This is a genomic window from Shewanella sp. S1-58-MNA-CIBAN-0166 (assembly GCF_040310085.1).
Classification (GTDB): Bacteria; Pseudomonadota; Gammaproteobacteria; order Enterobacterales; family Shewanellaceae; genus Shewanella.
The window spans coordinates 178,217-196,401 of sequence record NZ_JBEOPN010000002.1 but is presented as its reverse complement, the minus strand read 5'-3'; the positions used below and the strand labels follow the sequence as shown (position 1 = coordinate 196,401).

At 41.5% G+C, this 18,185-nt stretch carries 10 protein-coding genes; 5 read left to right on the top strand and 5 right to left on the bottom strand.

The genetic code is table 11. From position 1 onward, the window contains the following. Nucleotides 1–128 precede the first annotated feature (128 nt). Nucleotides 129–626, bottom strand: a complete 498-nt coding sequence (gene lrp / locus AAEY99_RS02420; protein ID WP_101087629.1) for a leucine-responsive transcriptional regulator Lrp — start codon at nt 624–626, stop codon at nt 129–131. A 182-nt stretch (nt 627–808) separates the two neighbouring features. Between lrp and ald the strand changes: the two genes are divergently transcribed. Continuing rightward, entirely contained in the window at nt 809–1,924 is a 1,116-nt protein-coding gene (ald, locus tag AAEY99_RS02415; RefSeq protein WP_101087653.1) for an alanine dehydrogenase, read from the top strand. A gap of 98 nt (nt 1,925–2,022) precedes the next feature. On the opposite strand, the gene AAEY99_RS02410 is transcribed toward ald, so the two are convergent. The 4 genes from AAEY99_RS02410 to AAEY99_RS02395 form a co-directional block, all read right to left on the bottom strand. Next, nucleotides 2,023–4,281: a bifunctional diguanylate cyclase/phosphodiesterase gene (locus AAEY99_RS02410; protein ID WP_351008933.1), complete on the bottom strand. Its 2,259-nt coding sequence runs from the start codon at nt 4,279–4,281 to the stop codon at nt 2,023–2,025. Between the two features lie 223 nt (nt 4,282–4,504). Continuing rightward, nucleotides 4,505–5,719 carry an RsmB/NOP family class I SAM-dependent RNA methyltransferase gene (locus tag AAEY99_RS02405; protein WP_059746707.1) on the bottom strand — a complete coding sequence of 405 codons (1,215 nt, stop codon included), beginning with the start codon at nt 5,717–5,719 and terminating at the stop codon, nt 4,505–4,507. Nucleotides 5,720–6,022: 303 nt separating this feature from the next. After that, the gene (locus tag AAEY99_RS02400; protein WP_101087626.1) at nt 6,023–7,288 is read right to left on the bottom strand and encodes a sugar MFS transporter; all 1,266 of its coding nucleotides are present in this window, start codon (nt 7,286–7,288) and stop codon (nt 6,023–6,025) included. A 162-nt stretch (nt 7,289–7,450) separates the two neighbouring features. Next, nucleotides 7,451–9,085, bottom strand: coding sequence for an alpha-glucosidase family protein (locus AAEY99_RS02395; RefSeq protein ID WP_101087625.1), 1,635 nt, complete (start codon nt 9,083–9,085; stop codon nt 7,451–7,453). A gap of 505 nt (nt 9,086–9,590) precedes the next feature. Here AAEY99_RS02395 and AAEY99_RS02390 point away from each other — a divergent pair. From AAEY99_RS02390 to AAEY99_RS02375, 4 genes are all read left to right on the top strand, one after another. Further along, nucleotides 9,591–12,308, top strand: coding sequence for a TonB-dependent receptor (locus tag AAEY99_RS02390; RefSeq protein ID WP_335692162.1), 2,718 nt, complete (start codon nt 9,591–9,593; stop codon nt 12,306–12,308). 116 nt (nt 12,309–12,424) lie between these two features. Next, nucleotides 12,425–13,948 carry a tryptophan halogenase family protein gene (locus AAEY99_RS02385; protein ID WP_351008931.1) on the top strand — a complete coding sequence of 508 codons (1,524 nt, stop codon included), beginning with the start codon at nt 12,425–12,427 and terminating at the stop codon, nt 13,946–13,948. Between the two features lie 68 nt (nt 13,949–14,016). After that, on the top strand, nt 14,017–15,936 hold the full coding sequence (locus AAEY99_RS02380; protein WP_351008930.1) for a glycoside hydrolase family 13 protein: 1,920 nt from the start codon (nt 14,017–14,019) through the stop codon (nt 15,934–15,936). 179 nt (nt 15,937–16,115) lie between these two features. Then, nucleotides 16,116–18,104: an alpha-amylase family protein gene (locus AAEY99_RS02375; RefSeq protein WP_502959486.1), complete on the top strand. Its 1,989-nt coding sequence runs from the start codon at nt 16,116–16,118 to the stop codon at nt 18,102–18,104. Nucleotides 18,105–18,185 lie beyond the last annotated feature (81 nt).

Here is an 18,185-nt window from a genome sequence, read left to right as displayed (position 1 = left end):
TAGTCAAGATGATGATTTTATATACAAAAAATGTTTAGTTAGCGAAAAAGATGAACATAGGCAACAACAGTCATCTATAATTCATCATTCCGGCTCTAAAAACGGGATAGGCGATTAAGTTAGTGAGATTACCCTAGGTTGTATAACGCAACCTTATTGGTTTGTTTAACCTCCTCCATCACTACATAAGTACGAGTGTCTGAAATGGATGGCAGTTTCAGTAAGGTTTCACCTAGTAATCGCCGATATGCAGACATATCTGACACCCTAGTCTTTAATAAGTAGTCAAAATCACCAGAGACCAAATGGCATTCTTGGATGTCATCAAGCAATTGTACAGCACGGTTAAAGCGGTCAAAAATGTCTGGAGTGTCACGATTTAGAGTGATCTCAACAAAGACTAATAAAGAAGCACCGAGAAAATGTGGATTAACCAACGCAGTATAACCGCTAATAAAACCTTGTTTCTCAAGCCTTTTTACTCTTTCTAAACACGGTGTAGGACTTAAGCCGACTCGTTTAGATAGTTCAACATTTGATATGCGACCATCCTGTTGAAGTTCATTTAAGATATTACGATCAATGCGGTCTAAATCTTTCACTGAAAAGCTTTTACTATTTGCCATATATTCAACCTTGTTTTGTCCTTAAAACAACACTTCTGCCTATTAATTATCGAAATTCAGCAACATAATCTGCTAAAGCAGCACTATACTAGAGTCACCTGAAATAAGCACGTTCAGGTCACAATTAATAACAACTATACCCACTTGAAGTGGGGTTTTTTATGTCAATCGAGGCTCAAATAATGATTATTGGTGTTCCAACAGAAATCAAAAACCACGAATACCGTGTAGGCATGGTTCCTTCAAGCGTACGTGAATTAACCATAAAAGGTCACGTTGTTTATGTTCAATCAGATGCGGGTGTGGGTATTGGTTTTACCGATCAAGACTATATGGATGCGGGCGCCTCGATTTTAGCTACAGCAGCTGAAGTGTTTGCTAAATCAGACATGATTGTAAAAGTTAAAGAGCCACAAGCAGTTGAACGTGCAATGTTACGTCACGACCAGATTTTATTCACTTATTTGCACCTTGCACCAGATTTGCCGCAAACTGAAGAATTAATCACCAGTGGCGCTGTTTGTATTGCTTACGAAACCGTAACAGATGACCGCGGCGGATTACCATTACTTGCACCAATGTCAGAAGTGGCTGGCCGCATGTCAATCCAAGCAGGAGCTCGCGCACTTGAAAAATCATTAGGCGGCCGTGGTATGTTGCTTGGTGGTGTTCCAGGTGTTGAGCCAGCTAAAGTGGTCATCATTGGTGGCGGTATGGTTGGTACAAACGCAGCGCAAATGGCTGTTGGTATGGGTGCTGATGTTGTTGTTTTAGATCGCAGCATCGATGCATTACGTCGCCTAAACGTTCAGTTTGGTTCAGCGGTTAAAGCCATTTACTCAACAGCTGATGCTATTGAGCGTCACGTATTAGAAGCTGACCTTGTAATTGGCGGTGTATTAGTTCCAGGTGCTGCAGCGCCAAAATTAATCACTCGTGACATGGTTAAGCGCATGAAACCAGGCAGTGCAATTGTTGACGTTGCAATTGACCAAGGTGGTTGTGTTGAAACATCGCACGCTACCACTCACCAAGACCCAACTTACATTGTTGATGACGTAGTACATTACTGTGTGGCTAACATGCCAGGTGCAGTAGCGCGTACTTCTACATTTGCATTAAACAATGCAACACTACCTTACATTATCAAGTTAGCTAACCAAGGTTACAAACAAGCATTATTAAATGACAAACATTTATTAAATGGCTTAAACGTAATGCACGGTAAAGTAGTCTGTAAAGAAGTGGCAGAAGCGTTGAACCTTGAGTTCACTGAACCAAAAAGCATGCTTGCTTAAATAAGTAAGTCATTGAATTAACTTTATTCAATAAAAATGCCGCATTAATAAATGCGGCATTTTTTATGTTTATTAAGCGCGAATATTAAACACTGATATCAAAAGATACGAGATTGTTTCGCCAATAATGCAAAGAAGTCAGCTTTTGGCATAGGTTTATAAAAATAATATCCTTGCACCGCTTCAATATTCTGTTTTTTGATAAAATCTAATTCAACTTCAGTTTCAACACCTTCAGCGACAATTGACAGATCTAATGCTCGGCTCATACTGACAATAGCTTCAATCAACGCTTCATGTCGCGCACCCAATGAAATTTTCTGGATAAAGGATTTATCAATTTTAACTTGGTCCACAGGGAAGTTAGCCAAATAAGATAACGATGAATAACCGGTACCAAAATCATCCACTGAAATTTGCATACCACGGTGCCGAAGTTCTGTTAATAATTGGCTAATCGATGATTGTTGTTTCATCATTAGTGATTCGGTGATTTCTAAAGTGATCAATTGATACGGGATCTCACTACCACCTAACGTCTGTGAAATATTATCAAAGTACGTTAAAAAACGTTCTTGCAACTCAGTTGTCCAAAATTCAATTGTCGACACATTAATTGAAAAAGGAATGGCATGACCAATTTTTTGCAATGCTAAAATACTGGTTAGAGCTTCTGTTCTCACCCACTCTCCGATTTGAACAATTAAACCTGATTCTTCTGCAATAGGAATAAACTCATCTGGCGAAATAAATTGACCGTTATGTATCCAGCGCAACAACACTTCAGCTTTAATGATTTGGCCACTACACGGATTCACAATGGGTTGGTAGTACAATTCAAATTCATTTTGGCTCAATGCTGATTTAAGGTGTAAGTACAATTCAGCATGTCTTTCTGCATCTTTTTGGATCTGCTGATTAAAAAACTGCAGACAATTACGACCTCGAGATTTTGCGTTGTACATAGCTTGCGTGGCGCAATTTAATATTTGTTCCACATTATCAGCATCGTGTGGATAACGAGCAAGGCCAGTACTCATGGATAACATGACATCTTGACCGCCAACAATAAAAAGCTTTTTCAACTCATCCGTTAGATCATCAAAAAGACTAATTAATGACTCGGTACACATTTTACCCGGTAAAACTAATGCAAATTCATCGGCCGCAATACGCGCAATAAGGACATTATCAGGAATGGCACTCAGTAAGCGCTGTGCGACAAATTTCAATACAAGATCACCGTTATCATGTCCGAGGGTATCGTTAATTTGTTTAAAATGGTCGATGTCCATCAGCATCAAGCTAAAGTCTTGCTTGCAACCGTTTACGCTGTCTTCTGAATCGATCATAGCTTGTAGACTTTCAAACAAGTATTTACGGTTCGACAATCCGGTAAGTTGATCGTAGTTGGATTGAAAGTTAATCATTTTTTCAGCGTTTTTACGGGCGGAAATATCGGTAATTAACCATGCAAAACAATTCTGTTGCGTAAAACTATCCCGAATAACGGTCACATTAAGCGAGATATCAATAATATCATTGTCGGTTTTAAGACCTTTTAATTCCCCTTGCCAAGGGTGTCCGCGCTTTAAATGCTCAAATAAATCTGCTACTACATCTTGTTGGGAGTGACTCAAAAAACGATGAACATCAAATAATTTAAGATTGGCGTAATAGGTAGACGTTAAGGATTTAAAAATTGGATTGGCTGATAACACCGAGTTATCTTCACTGGTGATAACTAACGCAATAGGCAAGCTGTTAAAAATCTTGCTACTTAACCGTTGAATATGCATTCCGCGGCTTCGTTCAATGGCTAAACTGGCCAAACGTGCCGCTTCTTGTATTAGGTGCAAATCTTGCTTGGACGGCGATTTAATCGTGTCATAGTACATGGCAAAAGTGCCCAGTACTTTTTGATTACTGTCTTTTATCGGTTCAGACCAACACGATTTTAGTCCGGCTTTTAAAGGTAATGCTTTAAAGTCTTTCCAATTAGGATGATGTTCAATGTCTTCAACAATGACTCTTTCACAAGTATATGCGGCGGCGCCACAAGAGCCCACATCAACGCCAATCTCAATGCCGTTAATCGCATTGTTATATTCTTCAGGAAGATTAGGAGCCGCACCCGAGAATAACCGTTTACCGTCATCACTCAATAAAAGCACTGATGCACGAGTACCAATTTTTTGTGCTTCTATCAATAATACTAAGGCATGAAGCATTTCGCCTAATGGTAGGCCCTGCAATACCATATCGAGTATTGTACTGTATCGCTCGATACTCGATTCACGAAAATCATGTTGGTCTGTATCTTCTATGAATTTATTGATATGCGGTCCTATATCCATAACGCTCCATTATTACGGCGAATGCTTAAAAATAGATATTTCTAATATGAATAAGATTATGCATTTGTGAGAACTTAATCAATGTCTTAACGTAAATTAATTCAAAACACTCAGTTTAACGAGCAAAATTTATCCATAAATAAAAACAGTGCAAATAAATGCACTGTTTTTATGTTACTCACCATCAATTTAATGAATATAAAAATGGGTCTTATTTGAATAATTATTCACTAATGCGTTCCATCTTTGCAAGATAGAAACCATCGAAGCCGCGTTCTGAAACTAAGATGTTTTCATCTTCAATAAGCGTAAACTGTGGATTGTCTGCAAGAAATGCATCAATTTGATCGCGATTTTCTTCTGGCATGATTGAACAAGTCGCATAGATTAATATTCCGCCGACTTTAACCATACGGCTGTAGCTTTGCAAAATATGTTTCTGCAATTCAACCAACACAGGCAAACGCTCTGGAGTATCACGCCATTTTGAATCTGGATTGCGTTTTAGCACACCAAGTCCAGAACAAGGGACATCTAATAGCACACGGTCAGCGGTTAATTTTAAACGCTTAATGGTTTTCGAACTGGCAATAATCCGTGTTTCAACATTATGAGCACCTGCACGTTTAGCGCGAGTTTTAAGATTATCCAGTTTCCATTGTTCAACATCCATCGCGAGCAAACGGCCCTTACCTTGCATTTGTGCCGCGATGTGCAAGGTTTTACCGCCTGCGCCAGCACAAGCATCAACAACACGCATACCTGGTTTTGCATCCACAGCATTGGCAACTAACTGTGAACCCGCGTCTTGCTGTTCAAACCAACCGTCTTTAAATGCATCGGTACGAAATAATGCTGAGTCTGATGTGACCTCAATAGCAGAAGCTACATCGCTTACTTCTATTGCCGTTACGCCTTCTTTTTTAAGTCTTTCAATAAGGGCGTCGCGATTACATTTCAGTTCATTAACGCGTAAATAGCGTTTTGGTTGTTCAGCCAGTGCCGCACGTTCAGCAGGCCACTTATCACCCAATTGTGCCTGACCAAGCTCATTTAACCACTCAGGACAACCATCCCATAATACAGGATCAGTTTTGGCTTGTTCTAGATTCGCCTCAAATGCTGCTTGCTCTAGTTGCAATGAATACTGCATTTTAGGTAAATCTAAGCCATGAAATACATGCCAACCGTTAAGTAATTTTGACCCTAAACGATCAAATTCTTCTGGTTTAATATCAACCAGAAAACAATATAAGTTTAAACGACGTAAAATATCGCCGGTGACTTGCGTGATCCGCGCTTGCTCTGATGGGTTAAGCGTTAAACCAGAAAAATGCTCTGAATAAGCTCTATCTAATGGTTTTCCTCGGGTTAACACCATGGTTAGCACATTTAAGACTAACTCTGATGAACTGCCTGACAACGGATAAGTCAACATGGGGGCTCTCTATCTAATATAACGATCAATTTAAAAACGTGCTGATCATAGGGATTAACGCTGTTGATAGCAAGGCCATATCAGCCTTTACTCCTCACTTTGGCAGCATAAAAGAGTCAATCATTCTATGTTTATAGATTTTCTGTGAATGACCTTTTTTAACATCACCCGACCTTAATACATTGAAGCTAACCCTTCCCCCTTTCACTACTGTGTGATGTTATGTTCACTAATGCAATGCATTAAAAAGCGGCCCGAAAGCCGCTGTTGATTTAGTGTAATGTATCTGTAATCAAAACCAGATTACATTTTTGAGCCTTTAGCGCCATAGAATAAAATAAACGCATAACACACCACAGGTAAAATAAACGCCACTTGTAAGCCCATACTATCGGCCATCACACCCTGTAATAACGGTACAATTGCGCCGCCAACAATGGCTAAACATAATATGCCACTGCCTTGTGAGGTGTGTGGGCCTAAATCTCGGAGTGCTAAGCTAAAAATAGTTGGGAACATAATCGAATTAAACAATCCAACTGCCAAGATAGACCACATGGCCACTGCGCCAGTACTGTTCATTGCCACTAACACCAGTGCAGCGGCAACAAAGGCATTAAAGGCTAACAAAGTACCTGCTGGAATTTTTTGCATAATAACCGAACCGACAAAACGGCCTATCATCGCCCCGCCCCAATAGTAGGTGATATATTTAGCGGCTTCTGCTTCTTGTAAACCGGCAACTTGCTCTTCGCCTAAAAAGTTAACTAAAAAACTACCAATAGACACTTCAGCACCAACATAGACAAAAATACCTACAGCACCTAACACCAAATGGATGCTTTGTAAGGCACTTGTTTTGCCATTATGCGTTATCACGCCAGTCGCTGAATCATCGCTGTGTTCAGCAATGGTAGGTAAATTGAGTTTAGAAAAAATTAACGCGAGTAAGCCTAACATCGCAGCCAAAATAAGGTATGGAAGTTTAACCACTTCTGCTTCTGATTGCGCTTGGCTTAAGCCTTCTACCGCGCCAGATGCAACAGATAATATCAATACAGCACCAAAAAAAGGAGCAACCGTCGTGCCTAATGCATTAAATGCTTGAGTTAGGTTTAAACGACTTGATGCGGTTTCAACGCTGCCTAACGCATTGACATAAGGGTTTGCCGCCACTTGTAAAATGGTGATCCCAGACGCCAATACAAACAGTGCACCAAGGAATAATCCATACGTTGCAAACGCTGCAGCAGGGTAAAATAACAAACACCCGATACAAGCAATAACAAGCCCAGTCACGATACCTTTTTGATAACCTAATTTTTTGACTAACTTACCTGCTGGTAATGAGACTAAAAAGTAGGCTCCAAAGAAACAAAATTGGATCAACATCGCTTCGGTGTAATTAAGCGAGAACACCGCTTTTAAATGTGGAATGAGAATATCATTTAAACAGGTAATAAATCCCCACATGAAAAACAGTGAAGTTAATGACACAAGTGCAAAGCGATAACTACCGCTGCCTCCGGTCACTGTTGTTTGTTGAGTACTTTGCATTGATGAAGCCATAGTGTGGTCTCTTGTTGTTAATTATTATGTCGCTGTTTTATAAATTTATAATGGCGGCCGTATAGCATTTGAAGTTTGATACATTAATTTTTATATTGTCTCTCTACTGAAAACTAATAGATCAAAAAAGCTGAAATACTGTCGTATTTCAGCTTAGTCACTCTACTTAGCAAGCAAGCCATAAAAACTGGCATAACTTGGTAATACGATAGTCGCAGGATGCTGTTTATCTTGCATGCCACTGAGTAAGCCATGTCCATCTAAGGTCGAAGATAAACGTAACGCTTTTAGGTCAAAGGTTTGTTGCATTGCTGACAAGTTAAACAGAACTAGCATCCGTTGTTGATCTTGACTGCGGATAAACGCTAATACATCAGGATGGCTATCAATAAACTGAATATCACCTTCAATCAGGATATGTTGCTGTTTACGCCACTGTAAAAAATGACGATAACTGTTCAGTATTGAATCTTGATCGGCTTCTTGTACATCTACAGCACTATTATTGTGTAACGGATCTATTGGTAGCCAAGGTGTTGCCTCACTAAAACCTGCATTAGGTGCTTCTTTTACCCAAGGCATTGGCGTGCGACATCCGTCACGGCCTTTAAACATCGGCCAAAATGCTATGCCGAAGGGGTCTTGTAATTGATTAAACTCAATCGGTGCTTCCGTTAAGCCTAATTCTTCACCCTGATAACTACACACACTGCCGCGTAATGAAAACAACATCGCATTGAGCATTTTCACCATCGTTTGGTTAACACTATCTTTACCCCAACGTGATGCAACCCGCTTCACATCATGATTGCCGATAGCCCAACATGGCCAACCATCACCAATACTGGCTTCCAGTTCTTCAACAGTTTGGCGAATATAAGCCGCGCTAAAATCATCGGTTAACAACTCAAAACTGTAGGCCATGTGTAAACGGTCATCGCCTTGAGTGTATTCTGCCATCGTGGCAAGTGAATCTTCAGATGACACTTCACCTAAGGTAACCGCGCCAGGGTAACGATTAATTAATGCGCGTAACTCTTCAATAAAGCCAACGGTTTGTGGACGAGTATTATTGTAGTAATGGTATTGGTAAGCATACGGGTTATCTTCACTGAAGCCACGGCCTTGACGCTTATCTTTTGGTTTAGCGGGGTTATCGCGTAATTGTTCATCGTGATAACAGAATGTAATCGCATCGAGACGGAAACCATCAACGCCTTTTTTAAGCCAAAATTCAACATTATCCAGCACAGCTTGACGAACCTGCGGACAATGGAAATTCAAATCTGGCTGACTTTTAAGAAAATTATGCAAATAGTATTGCTGACGGCGTGGTTCCCATTCCCATGCACAACCGCCAAAAATAGCGAGCCAATTGTTTGGCGCACTGCCATCATCTTTAGGATCGGCCCACACGTACCAGTCTGCTTTATCGTTATCACGGCTTTGACGACTTTGCTCGAACCAATCATGCTGATCTGAGGTGTGACTGAGTACTTGGTCAATCACCACTTTTATATTTAATTGATGGGCTTTCTCAATAAGTTGATCAAAGTCGGCCATGGTGCCAAACAGTGGGTCTATTTCAAGATAATCACTAATGTCGTAACCAAAGTCTTTCATCGGTGATTTGAAAAAAGGCGAAATCCAAATAGCATCAACGTTTAAACTGGCAATATAATCAAGTTTAGCAATGATGCCCTGTAAGTCGCCAACACCGTCACCATTAGAATCCATTAAACTGCGTGGATAGATTTGATATACCACTCCACCGCGCCACCAGGTTACCTGATCCATTGCTTCCCCTTAGAATTAAGCTAACCCCAAAATTACCTGTGAGTTACCTTGATGTTGCGGCTGGGTAACAGCTCGCTGTTGTTTTTCATTACCCCGAGGATACGTGAATAAGGAAATCAGGTTCAATACACCTGCATACGTATGCAAAGAATTAATTGACCTAACGCACTTACTGGAAACAATAAAAAAACTATGAATACAATAGGTTAACTTGTATAAATAGTATCCTTAAGTTGTTTCGTAATTGTAAAATCGAGCCGCTAATTCGCCACTAATAACGTTGAATACGTATGCATAATATTGTCGGCAAAACTGTACTGGGAGTAGTATCGTCACTGTTGCGCAACAATTTGGTCATAACTTCAGCACTTATGCAGTCACTTATAAAAGTTAATTAAGCATGCTGAGGGAAAAACACAATAAAGACTGTAACCAAAATTCAAAAGGACACTAACACTCGACCTGGACTTCAAGTTGTTAAGTATCCACTAAAGGGGAAAGATGAATGTTGCTATTTAAACCGAGCCTACTTACGCTAGCGTTAGTTGCTGCAGGTGCAAGCATGAGTGCTTACGCTGCTGATGACGTTAATACTACTGACACTGCCGAAGAAAATATTGAAGTGATTCAAGTCACTGGTATTCGTCGCAGCTTACAAGAATCACAATCACTAAAAATGTCTTCATCATCCATTGTTGAAGCCATTTCTGCCGAAGACATTGGTAAATTGCCTGATGTCAGTATTGCAGAATCACTCGCACGCTTACCCGGTGTATCAGCACAGCGTTTAGATGGACGTGCAAACGTTATCTCTATCCGTGGTTTAGGCCCAGATTTTACTACCGCGACATTAAACGGTCGCGAACAAGCCTCGGTTAACGATAACCGTGGTGTTGAGTTTGACCAATATCCTTCTGAATTATTAAATCGTGTTGTGGTGTACAAAACACCTGATGCGTCTGTCATGGCGCAGGCCATTGGCGGCACGGTAGATATGCAAACTATCAGCCCATTAACCCATGGTGAGCAAACTATTGCGATGTCGCTTCGTGGCGAAATGAATGATTTAGGATCACTTAACAGTGGTTCAAGTGACACCGGTTATCGTGGCAGCATTTCATACATCGACCAGTTTGCAGACGACACTATCGGTATTGCGTTAGGTTATGCCCGCATGATGTCACCCAACCAAGAAGAACGCTGGCAGGCATGGGGTTACCCAGAAAATGATGCCGGTGACAGTGTTTTAGGTGGCGCAAAACCATTTGTGCGTTCAAGTGAATTAGAACGTGATGGTGTATTAGCTGTATTTGAATACGCACCTAATGAAAAATTCACTTCAGTTGTTGACATTTACTATACAAAGTTCACTGATGACCAGCGTTTACGCGGTATTGAAATCCCTGCAGCTTGGGGTACTAACGGTGGAGTGACTGCGACAACTACCGAAGATGGTTTAGTGACACAAGGAACCATTAATGGTGCCGAAGTCGTTATCCGTAATGATGTCAACAAACGTGATGCTGAATCACTTTCAATTGGCTGGAATAACAAGTTCACCATTAATGATAACTGGCGCGTTGAAGCCGATATTGCTTTATCAAAAGTGGATCGTACCGACATTGGTATGGAAAGTTATACTGGTACAGGCCGTGGCACCGGTGTTGGTGCAGTTGATGACTTAGGCTTTGCTTACAACGGTAATGGTGGTTACAACTTTACTCATGACCTTAACTATGCAGACCCTAATGTCATCAAATTAGGTGACCCACTGGGTTGGGGTAGCCCACTTGGTGCCAATACTCAAGACGGTTTTATTAACAAGCCTGAAATAGAAGATGAGTTAAACTCATTCCGTTTAAGCGCAGAATATGTGTTTGATGACGGTGCTGTGCGCAGCGTTGAGTTTGGTGTTAACCGCACTAATCGTGATAAAAGCAAGCTTGATAAAGGTTATTACCTAACGTTAGCGGGCTATGACGGCACAGATAACTACCTAGAGTCTGTACCAGAGCAATATTTATTATCGCCAACCTCACTCGACTTTTTCGGCATGGGTGATGTGCTCAGTTATGATTCGTTAGCCTTTTACAATGCGGGCGGCTATACCGAAACAGACGTAGCAGATGTCGATTTATCCCGTGCGACTAACTCTTGGGACGTTTCAGAAGAAGTCTCAACTTTTTATGTTAAAACCAACTTAGAGTCTGAGCTTTTTGGATTCCCATTAACCGGTAACATTGGCATACAGGCCGTTCATACTGATCAAAGCTCAAATGGCACTGTCGCGACAGTTGAAGATGATGCAGTTGTATTGACAGCACGCACAGCGGGCGATACCTACCTTGAATGGTTACCAAGCATGAACTTAGGCTTTGAAGTTGCCGATGGTCAAATGCTGCGTTTTGCCGCTGCACGTACGTTAACCCGCGCACGCATGGACAAAATGAATGCTAACGTAAACTTTAGCTACAACGAAAACCCAACTGACGGCGTAAACTGGTCCGGTGGTGCAGGTAATCCAGAACTACGCCCATGGTTAGCGCGTCAGTACGACATTAGCTACGAAAACTACTTTAGCGACCAAGGTTATTTCTCATTAGCTGTGTTCTATAAAGACTTAGAAAACTATGTATATGACCAACAAGCTCCTTTTAACTTTGGAGAGTTGTTCCCAAATCGTGAAGGCAATCCAATTGGTTTAGCCTCACAACCACAAAATGGTGAAGGTGGTTATGTACAAGGTATAGAAGCGTCTTTGTCTCTCGACTTTGGCCTTTTTGCAGACCAACTAGAAGGTTTTGGTACTATCTTGAGTGGTTCGTACAACGACAGTGAAGTGAAAGAAACACCAGATAGCGATCCAACCACGTTACCTGGCCTTTCAGAAAAAACCTTCAATGCCACGGTTTACTATGAAAATGCTGGCTTCGAAGCACGTATTAGCTCACGTTACCGTAGTGACTTCTTAGGTGAAGTCACCGCAATCAGCTTGACTCGTGTAAACGTAAACGTAAAAGCTGAAACCGTTGTTGATGCGCAAATTGGTTATGACTTTACCGAAAGCGGTATCGATGCTCTTTACGGCTTATCGGTTCAGTTCCAAGTAAACAACTTAACCAACGAGCCATTTACATCGTACACAGGTGAAGATGCACGTCACGTGCGTGATTATCAAAACTACGGTCGTAACTTTATGTTAGGCGCAAACTACAAGTTCTAATGGGCTTATAGAATGTACTAAACCGACAAAAAAGCCTCTGTAACCTATTACAGGGGCTTTTTTATTTTATCGGATTCAATAAAAATAAATCAAAAATAGTTAAAAAGGCGATAACAATGGTTCAAACAATAATAAAAAACATTGTCATTGTAGGCGGCGGAACGTCGGGCTGGATGACCGCAGCGATGTTAGCCAAGTTGTTTAAAACACAACTTAACATCACCCTTATTGAGTCTGATACCATCGGCACTATAGGTGTGGGTGAAGCCACCATTCCGCCCCTGCAGATATTTAACAGCGTATTGGGCATTAGCGAGAAAGACTTTATTAAAGCAACTCAAGCCACCTTTAAATTAGGCATCGAGTTTGAAAACTGGCACCAACAAGGCGATGCTTATATGCACGCTTTTGGTAACATTGGTCGTGACTTAGGCTTTACCTCGTTTCATCATTATTGGCTCAGCGCTCAAGCTAATTGTAGCCAACAAAATCAAAATTCATTTAACGCTAATGACTTTTGGCAATACTCGCTTAATTATCAGGCCGCTAAACATAATAAATTCCAACCTATTCAAAGTATTGCTCAAGCGCAGATGAGTGGTATCACCCATGCCTATCATTTTGATGCCAGCTTATACGCCAACTTACTACGCCAATACAGCATACAACGTGGCGTCACTCGAATAGAAGGCACTATAACCAGCACTCAACTCACCAATGATGGCTCGATAGACAGTGTCACCTTACAAAATGGTCGCTGTATTAATGGTGACTTATTTATTGATTGTTCCGGTTTTTCTGCTTTATTAATTGAAAAAGCATTAGGGGTAGAATACGAAAACTGGCAGCATTGGCTCCCCTGTGACAGCGCATATGCCGTGCCATCTGAAAGCACCTCTCCTGTCACGCCTTACACTAAAGCAACCGCCCATGATGCTGGTTGGCAGTGGCGTATTCCACTGCAACATCGCACTGGCAATGGCATTGTGTATAGCAGTAAACATATGAGCGACGAGCAAGCTAAGCAGCATTTATTAGCCAACCTAGACGGAAAACCGCTAGCCGAGCCACGTAAAATCACCTTCACCACAGGCAGGCGCATCAAGCAATGGCATAAAAACTGTGTTGCTATTGGGTTATCGAGCGGATTTTTAGAACCGTTAGAGTCCACCAGCTTACATTTAGTCCAATCGGCGATAATTCGTTTAACCAAATTATTTCCCCGAAACGGCATTCAAGCACAGCACATTGATGAGTTTAATCGCCAATCACAAACCGAGTTTGAGCAAATCCGCGACTTTATTATTTTGCACTATCATCTTAATGCTAAACAATCTGCCGACGGTGAACACGGTTTATGGCAGCAATGTCGCGACATGGATATTCCCGCAAGCTTACAACGTAAAATAGATTTATTTAGCACCACGGCAACGGTTTTTCGGCATCAAGATGAACTCTTTACCGAAGCGGCCTGGATCCAGGTCATGTTAGGGCAAGGCATTATTCCTGCAGATTATCATCCACTGACCCAAGCGGTCAGCCAAGTCGATTTAACCGACTATTTAACCAATATCCGTAAGGTCATTGCCAGCACGGTGAAGCAAATGCCGACCCATGAAACCTATATCGAAAAAATTTAAGTATTTGATAAAAAGTAATAATGCGTTAACAGAATAAAAATAAATTACATAAAACAGGACTAGTAATCATGTCATCACATTACTCACACCCAACGCCCCTAGGCCAACATCGCATCAGCAAGCTCGCATCACGTTTAGTATTAGGCTGTGCGCTCAGTGTCAGCGCCATGTCGGTGAATGCCGCACTTAACGTCGAGCCCATGTCATGGTGGGCGGGTATGCAACAACCTACGTTACAACTATTGATTGCTGGCGATAACATTCGCGACACCCAAGTGAAATTAATCAAGGCTGAAGGTGTCACACTCAGCAGCGTTGATAAAACCGACAGTAACGACCATTTATTTGTTAATTTGGACTTAAGCCAAGCTAAACCACAACAACTGACTTTGGGGGTATATAAAGACGACCAATTAGTTGAGCAATTTGATTATGAGCTGCAAACCCGTCAAAAAGGTTCACGCGATCGCCAAGGCTTTAGTAATAAAGATGTGATTTACTTAATCACTCCAGATCGTTTTGTTAACGGTAATCCCGACAATGATAACCACCCAGACATGCTTGAAAAAGCCGATAGAAGCTTTGATGGCGGCCGCCATGGTGGTGATATTATGGGGATCCGCAAAGCACTGCCCTACTTGCATGATTTAGGTGTCACTCAATTGTGGATTAATCCATTGCTTGAAAATAACCAACAAAAATATTCTTACCACGGTTATTCCACCACAGATTTTTATAAAATAGACCCTCGTTTTGGTAGCAATCAAGAATACCAAGCCTTGGTAGAAGAAGCGCAATCATTTGACATTGGCATCATCCAAGATGTGGTTGTTAATCACATGGGCTCGGGTCATAAATGGATGAGCAGTATGCCGAGTAACACTTGGATTAATGGTCAATCCCGTTGGGTGAAAGACCCTACAAATGTTAGCTATTCAAGCCATAGACGCACTACCGTACAAGATCCTTACTCTGTGAATGCAGACACGGTCGATTTTAGTGATGGATGGTTTGACGTCACTATGCCAGATCTCAATCAACGCGATCCGCACATGGCAACATACTTAATTCAAAATAGTATTTGGTGGGTTGAATACGCGGGGCTGAGCGGTATTCGCGAAGACACCTACTCTTATGCTGACAAAGATTTTCTAACAGCATGGTCAAAGGCCATTATGGATGAATACCCGCATTTTAATATTGTTGGCGAAGAATGGAGTAGTAACCCAGTGACGGTAAGCTACTGGCAAGCTGGTAAGGTAAATGTAGATGGTTATCAATCTTTTGCACCCAGCATGATGGATTTCCCCTTGTACGACACTCTTATAGCAAGCTTAACCAAAGAGGAAGATTGGGGCGCTGGATTTATCGATCTTTACCAAATGTTGGCTAACGATGTGGTGTATGCCAATCCAAGCCAGTTAGTGTTATTTGAAGGTAATCACGACACTAACCGTATTTACAGTTTAATGAAAAACGACATTGCACTGTACAAAATGGCCATGGCTTATGTACTGACCAGCAACCGTATTCCACAAATATTTTACGGCTCAGAAATAGTCATGCAAAGTCCTACAGAAGACCGTAACGACGGCGCTGTGCGCGCAGATTTTCCTGGTGGCTGGCCACAAGACAGTGTCAATGTATTTACAGGTAAAGGGTTGAATGCACAACAAACCGAAGCACTTAACTTCGTACGTACATTATTAAATTACCGTAAAAACTCATTAGCGATTCAACAAGGTAAGTTGCAGCACTTTGTGCCCAAAGACGGTGTTTATGTCCAAAGCCGTCATCAGGGCGATGAAACCTTACTGATCATTTACAATAAAAACAGCCAGCCTATTGAACTTGATTTACAACGTTTCAAACCTGCGATTAATGACAACACTACTGGCGTTGATATTATCAACAAACAAACGTACTCATTATCTAAGCCGCTTACCTTGGCCAATAAAGGTGTCACGATTCTTAAACTGAGCCATTGATTTTTATCACAGATATGTATACTCGAATATGTAGAGTCGAATATTTAGAGTCGAATATTTAGACGTTGGAATTTACGCTCTAAAGTTTAGATACAGATACGTTCAGTTATTTGACATTAAGGAGTGGTTCTATGTTCTTCAATAGAATCACTCTCATAAAAACAATAAAAGAGAGACTCATGCGCCCCATCACTAAACCGTTAGTAAGCCAACTTCGCCTACCTTCACCGACCCCAAAGGCATTGGTACTAGCCTGTATACTGGGGTTAGGATTAAGCGCTTGCCAACCCAATAGCGTTGAACAAACTGATACTGCGGTAAAAATCGATAACGATATGGTATCAGTTACTCAAACCAGTCAAACTACTGCAACAGGCAAACCTGTGGTATATCAAGTATTCACTCGCCTGTATGGCAACACCAATACCACCAATAATGCATGGGGTACCATTGCCGAAAATGGCGTAGGTAAATTTAGCGATTTTACCAATGTAGCTTTGCAAGACATTAAATCCTTAGGCACCACACACGTTTGGTATACCGGCGTACCGCATCATGCATTAGTCAATGACTATACATATTATGGCATTGGTAATGATGATCCTGATGTCGTCAAAGGCCGTGCGGGTTCACCTTATGCGGTAAAAGATTATTACAACGTTAATCCAGATTTAGCGGATAATCCGGCTAATCGCTTGGCAGAATTCGAAGCATTAATCGACCGCACCCATGCCAATGGTATGCAAGTGATTATCGACATAGTGCCTAACCATGTCGCGCGCAATTATCATTCTATTTCAGCGCCAAAAGGCGAGCCAGACTTTGGTGCTAACGACGATAAAACTAACACCTATAGTAGACACAACAATTTCTATTATGTAGTCGGTGAAGACTTTCAAGTCCCACAAGCATCGGATGGTTATTTGCCATTAGGCGGCGAAACACATCCCCTCATAGACGGAAAGTTTGCCGAGTCACCGGCTAAATGGACCGGCAACGGTTCACGTTTAGCCAAGCCCGATGCCAACGATTGGTACGAAACCGTTAAAATAAATTATGGAGTCAAACCCGATGGTAGCCATGACTTCCCTGCTCTGCCAAAAGAATATGAAAACAAAAGCACCGCCGAGCATTTAGCCTTTTGGCAAACACAAGCGGCCGATAACATTCCCGATTCATGGCGTAAATTTGAGCACATTGCGCAATATTGGCTAGCCAAAGGCGTAGATGGTTTTCGCTACGACATGGCTGAAATGGTACCAGTAGAGTTTTGGAGCTACCTCAATAGCCACATCAAGCACACCAACCCAAATGCGTTTATTCTGGCTGAGGTGTATAACCCCGATTTATACCGCGATTATATTCATTTAGGTAAAATGGATTACTTGTACGACAAAGTCGATTTATATGACACCTTAAAAGCCATTATTCAAGGTAAAGCTAGCACTGCAGCCATTGCGACAGTTCAAGCCAAAGTCAGTGACATCGATCAGCACATGCTGCACTTTTTAGAAAACCACGACGAACAACGCATCAACACCAACGAGTTTGCTGGCAATCCATTTAATGCCCTACCTGCCATGGTGATCTCTACAACCTTAAGTCGCTCACCCACCTTGCTGTATTTTGGCCAGGATGTTGGCGAACAAGGCGCTGAAAATGCAGGTTTTGGCCAACCGACTCGCACCAGTATTTTTGATTATGTGGGCGTACCGGCTCATCAACGCTGGATGAACAACGGCAAGTTTGATGGCGGACAGTCCACAAGCGATGAAAAGACATTACGCGCTTATTATCAAACGTTATTAAACTTAAGCCACACTGCTACTGCGCTAAGCGGTGAGTACAGGGAACTCGATAGCCTACAACGCCAAAATAAGCTTAAAGGCTATGACGACAGCGTATTTGCTTTTAGCCGTTTTAACGAAGTACAGCAATTGATCATTGTCAGTAATTTCAGTCAAAGCCACAGCAAACAATTTACCCTTCAGTTGCCAAACACACTGATACAAACGTGGCAAATTAGCAGTAATAAAAAGCTGACAGATTTGCTGAAAAGTACCCCACAGAATCAACAACTCATTTTACACAAAGATGGCAGCGCCAGTGTTGATATTGAATTAGCCCCTTTGCAGTCTGTTATTCTTAACGTCGCCAATAAGGCATAAACTGATACTTATAATTGTTTAGTTTATGTAAAAAAGTATCTCATTAAAAAGCCACAGATATGCTTGCCTGTGGCTTTTTTA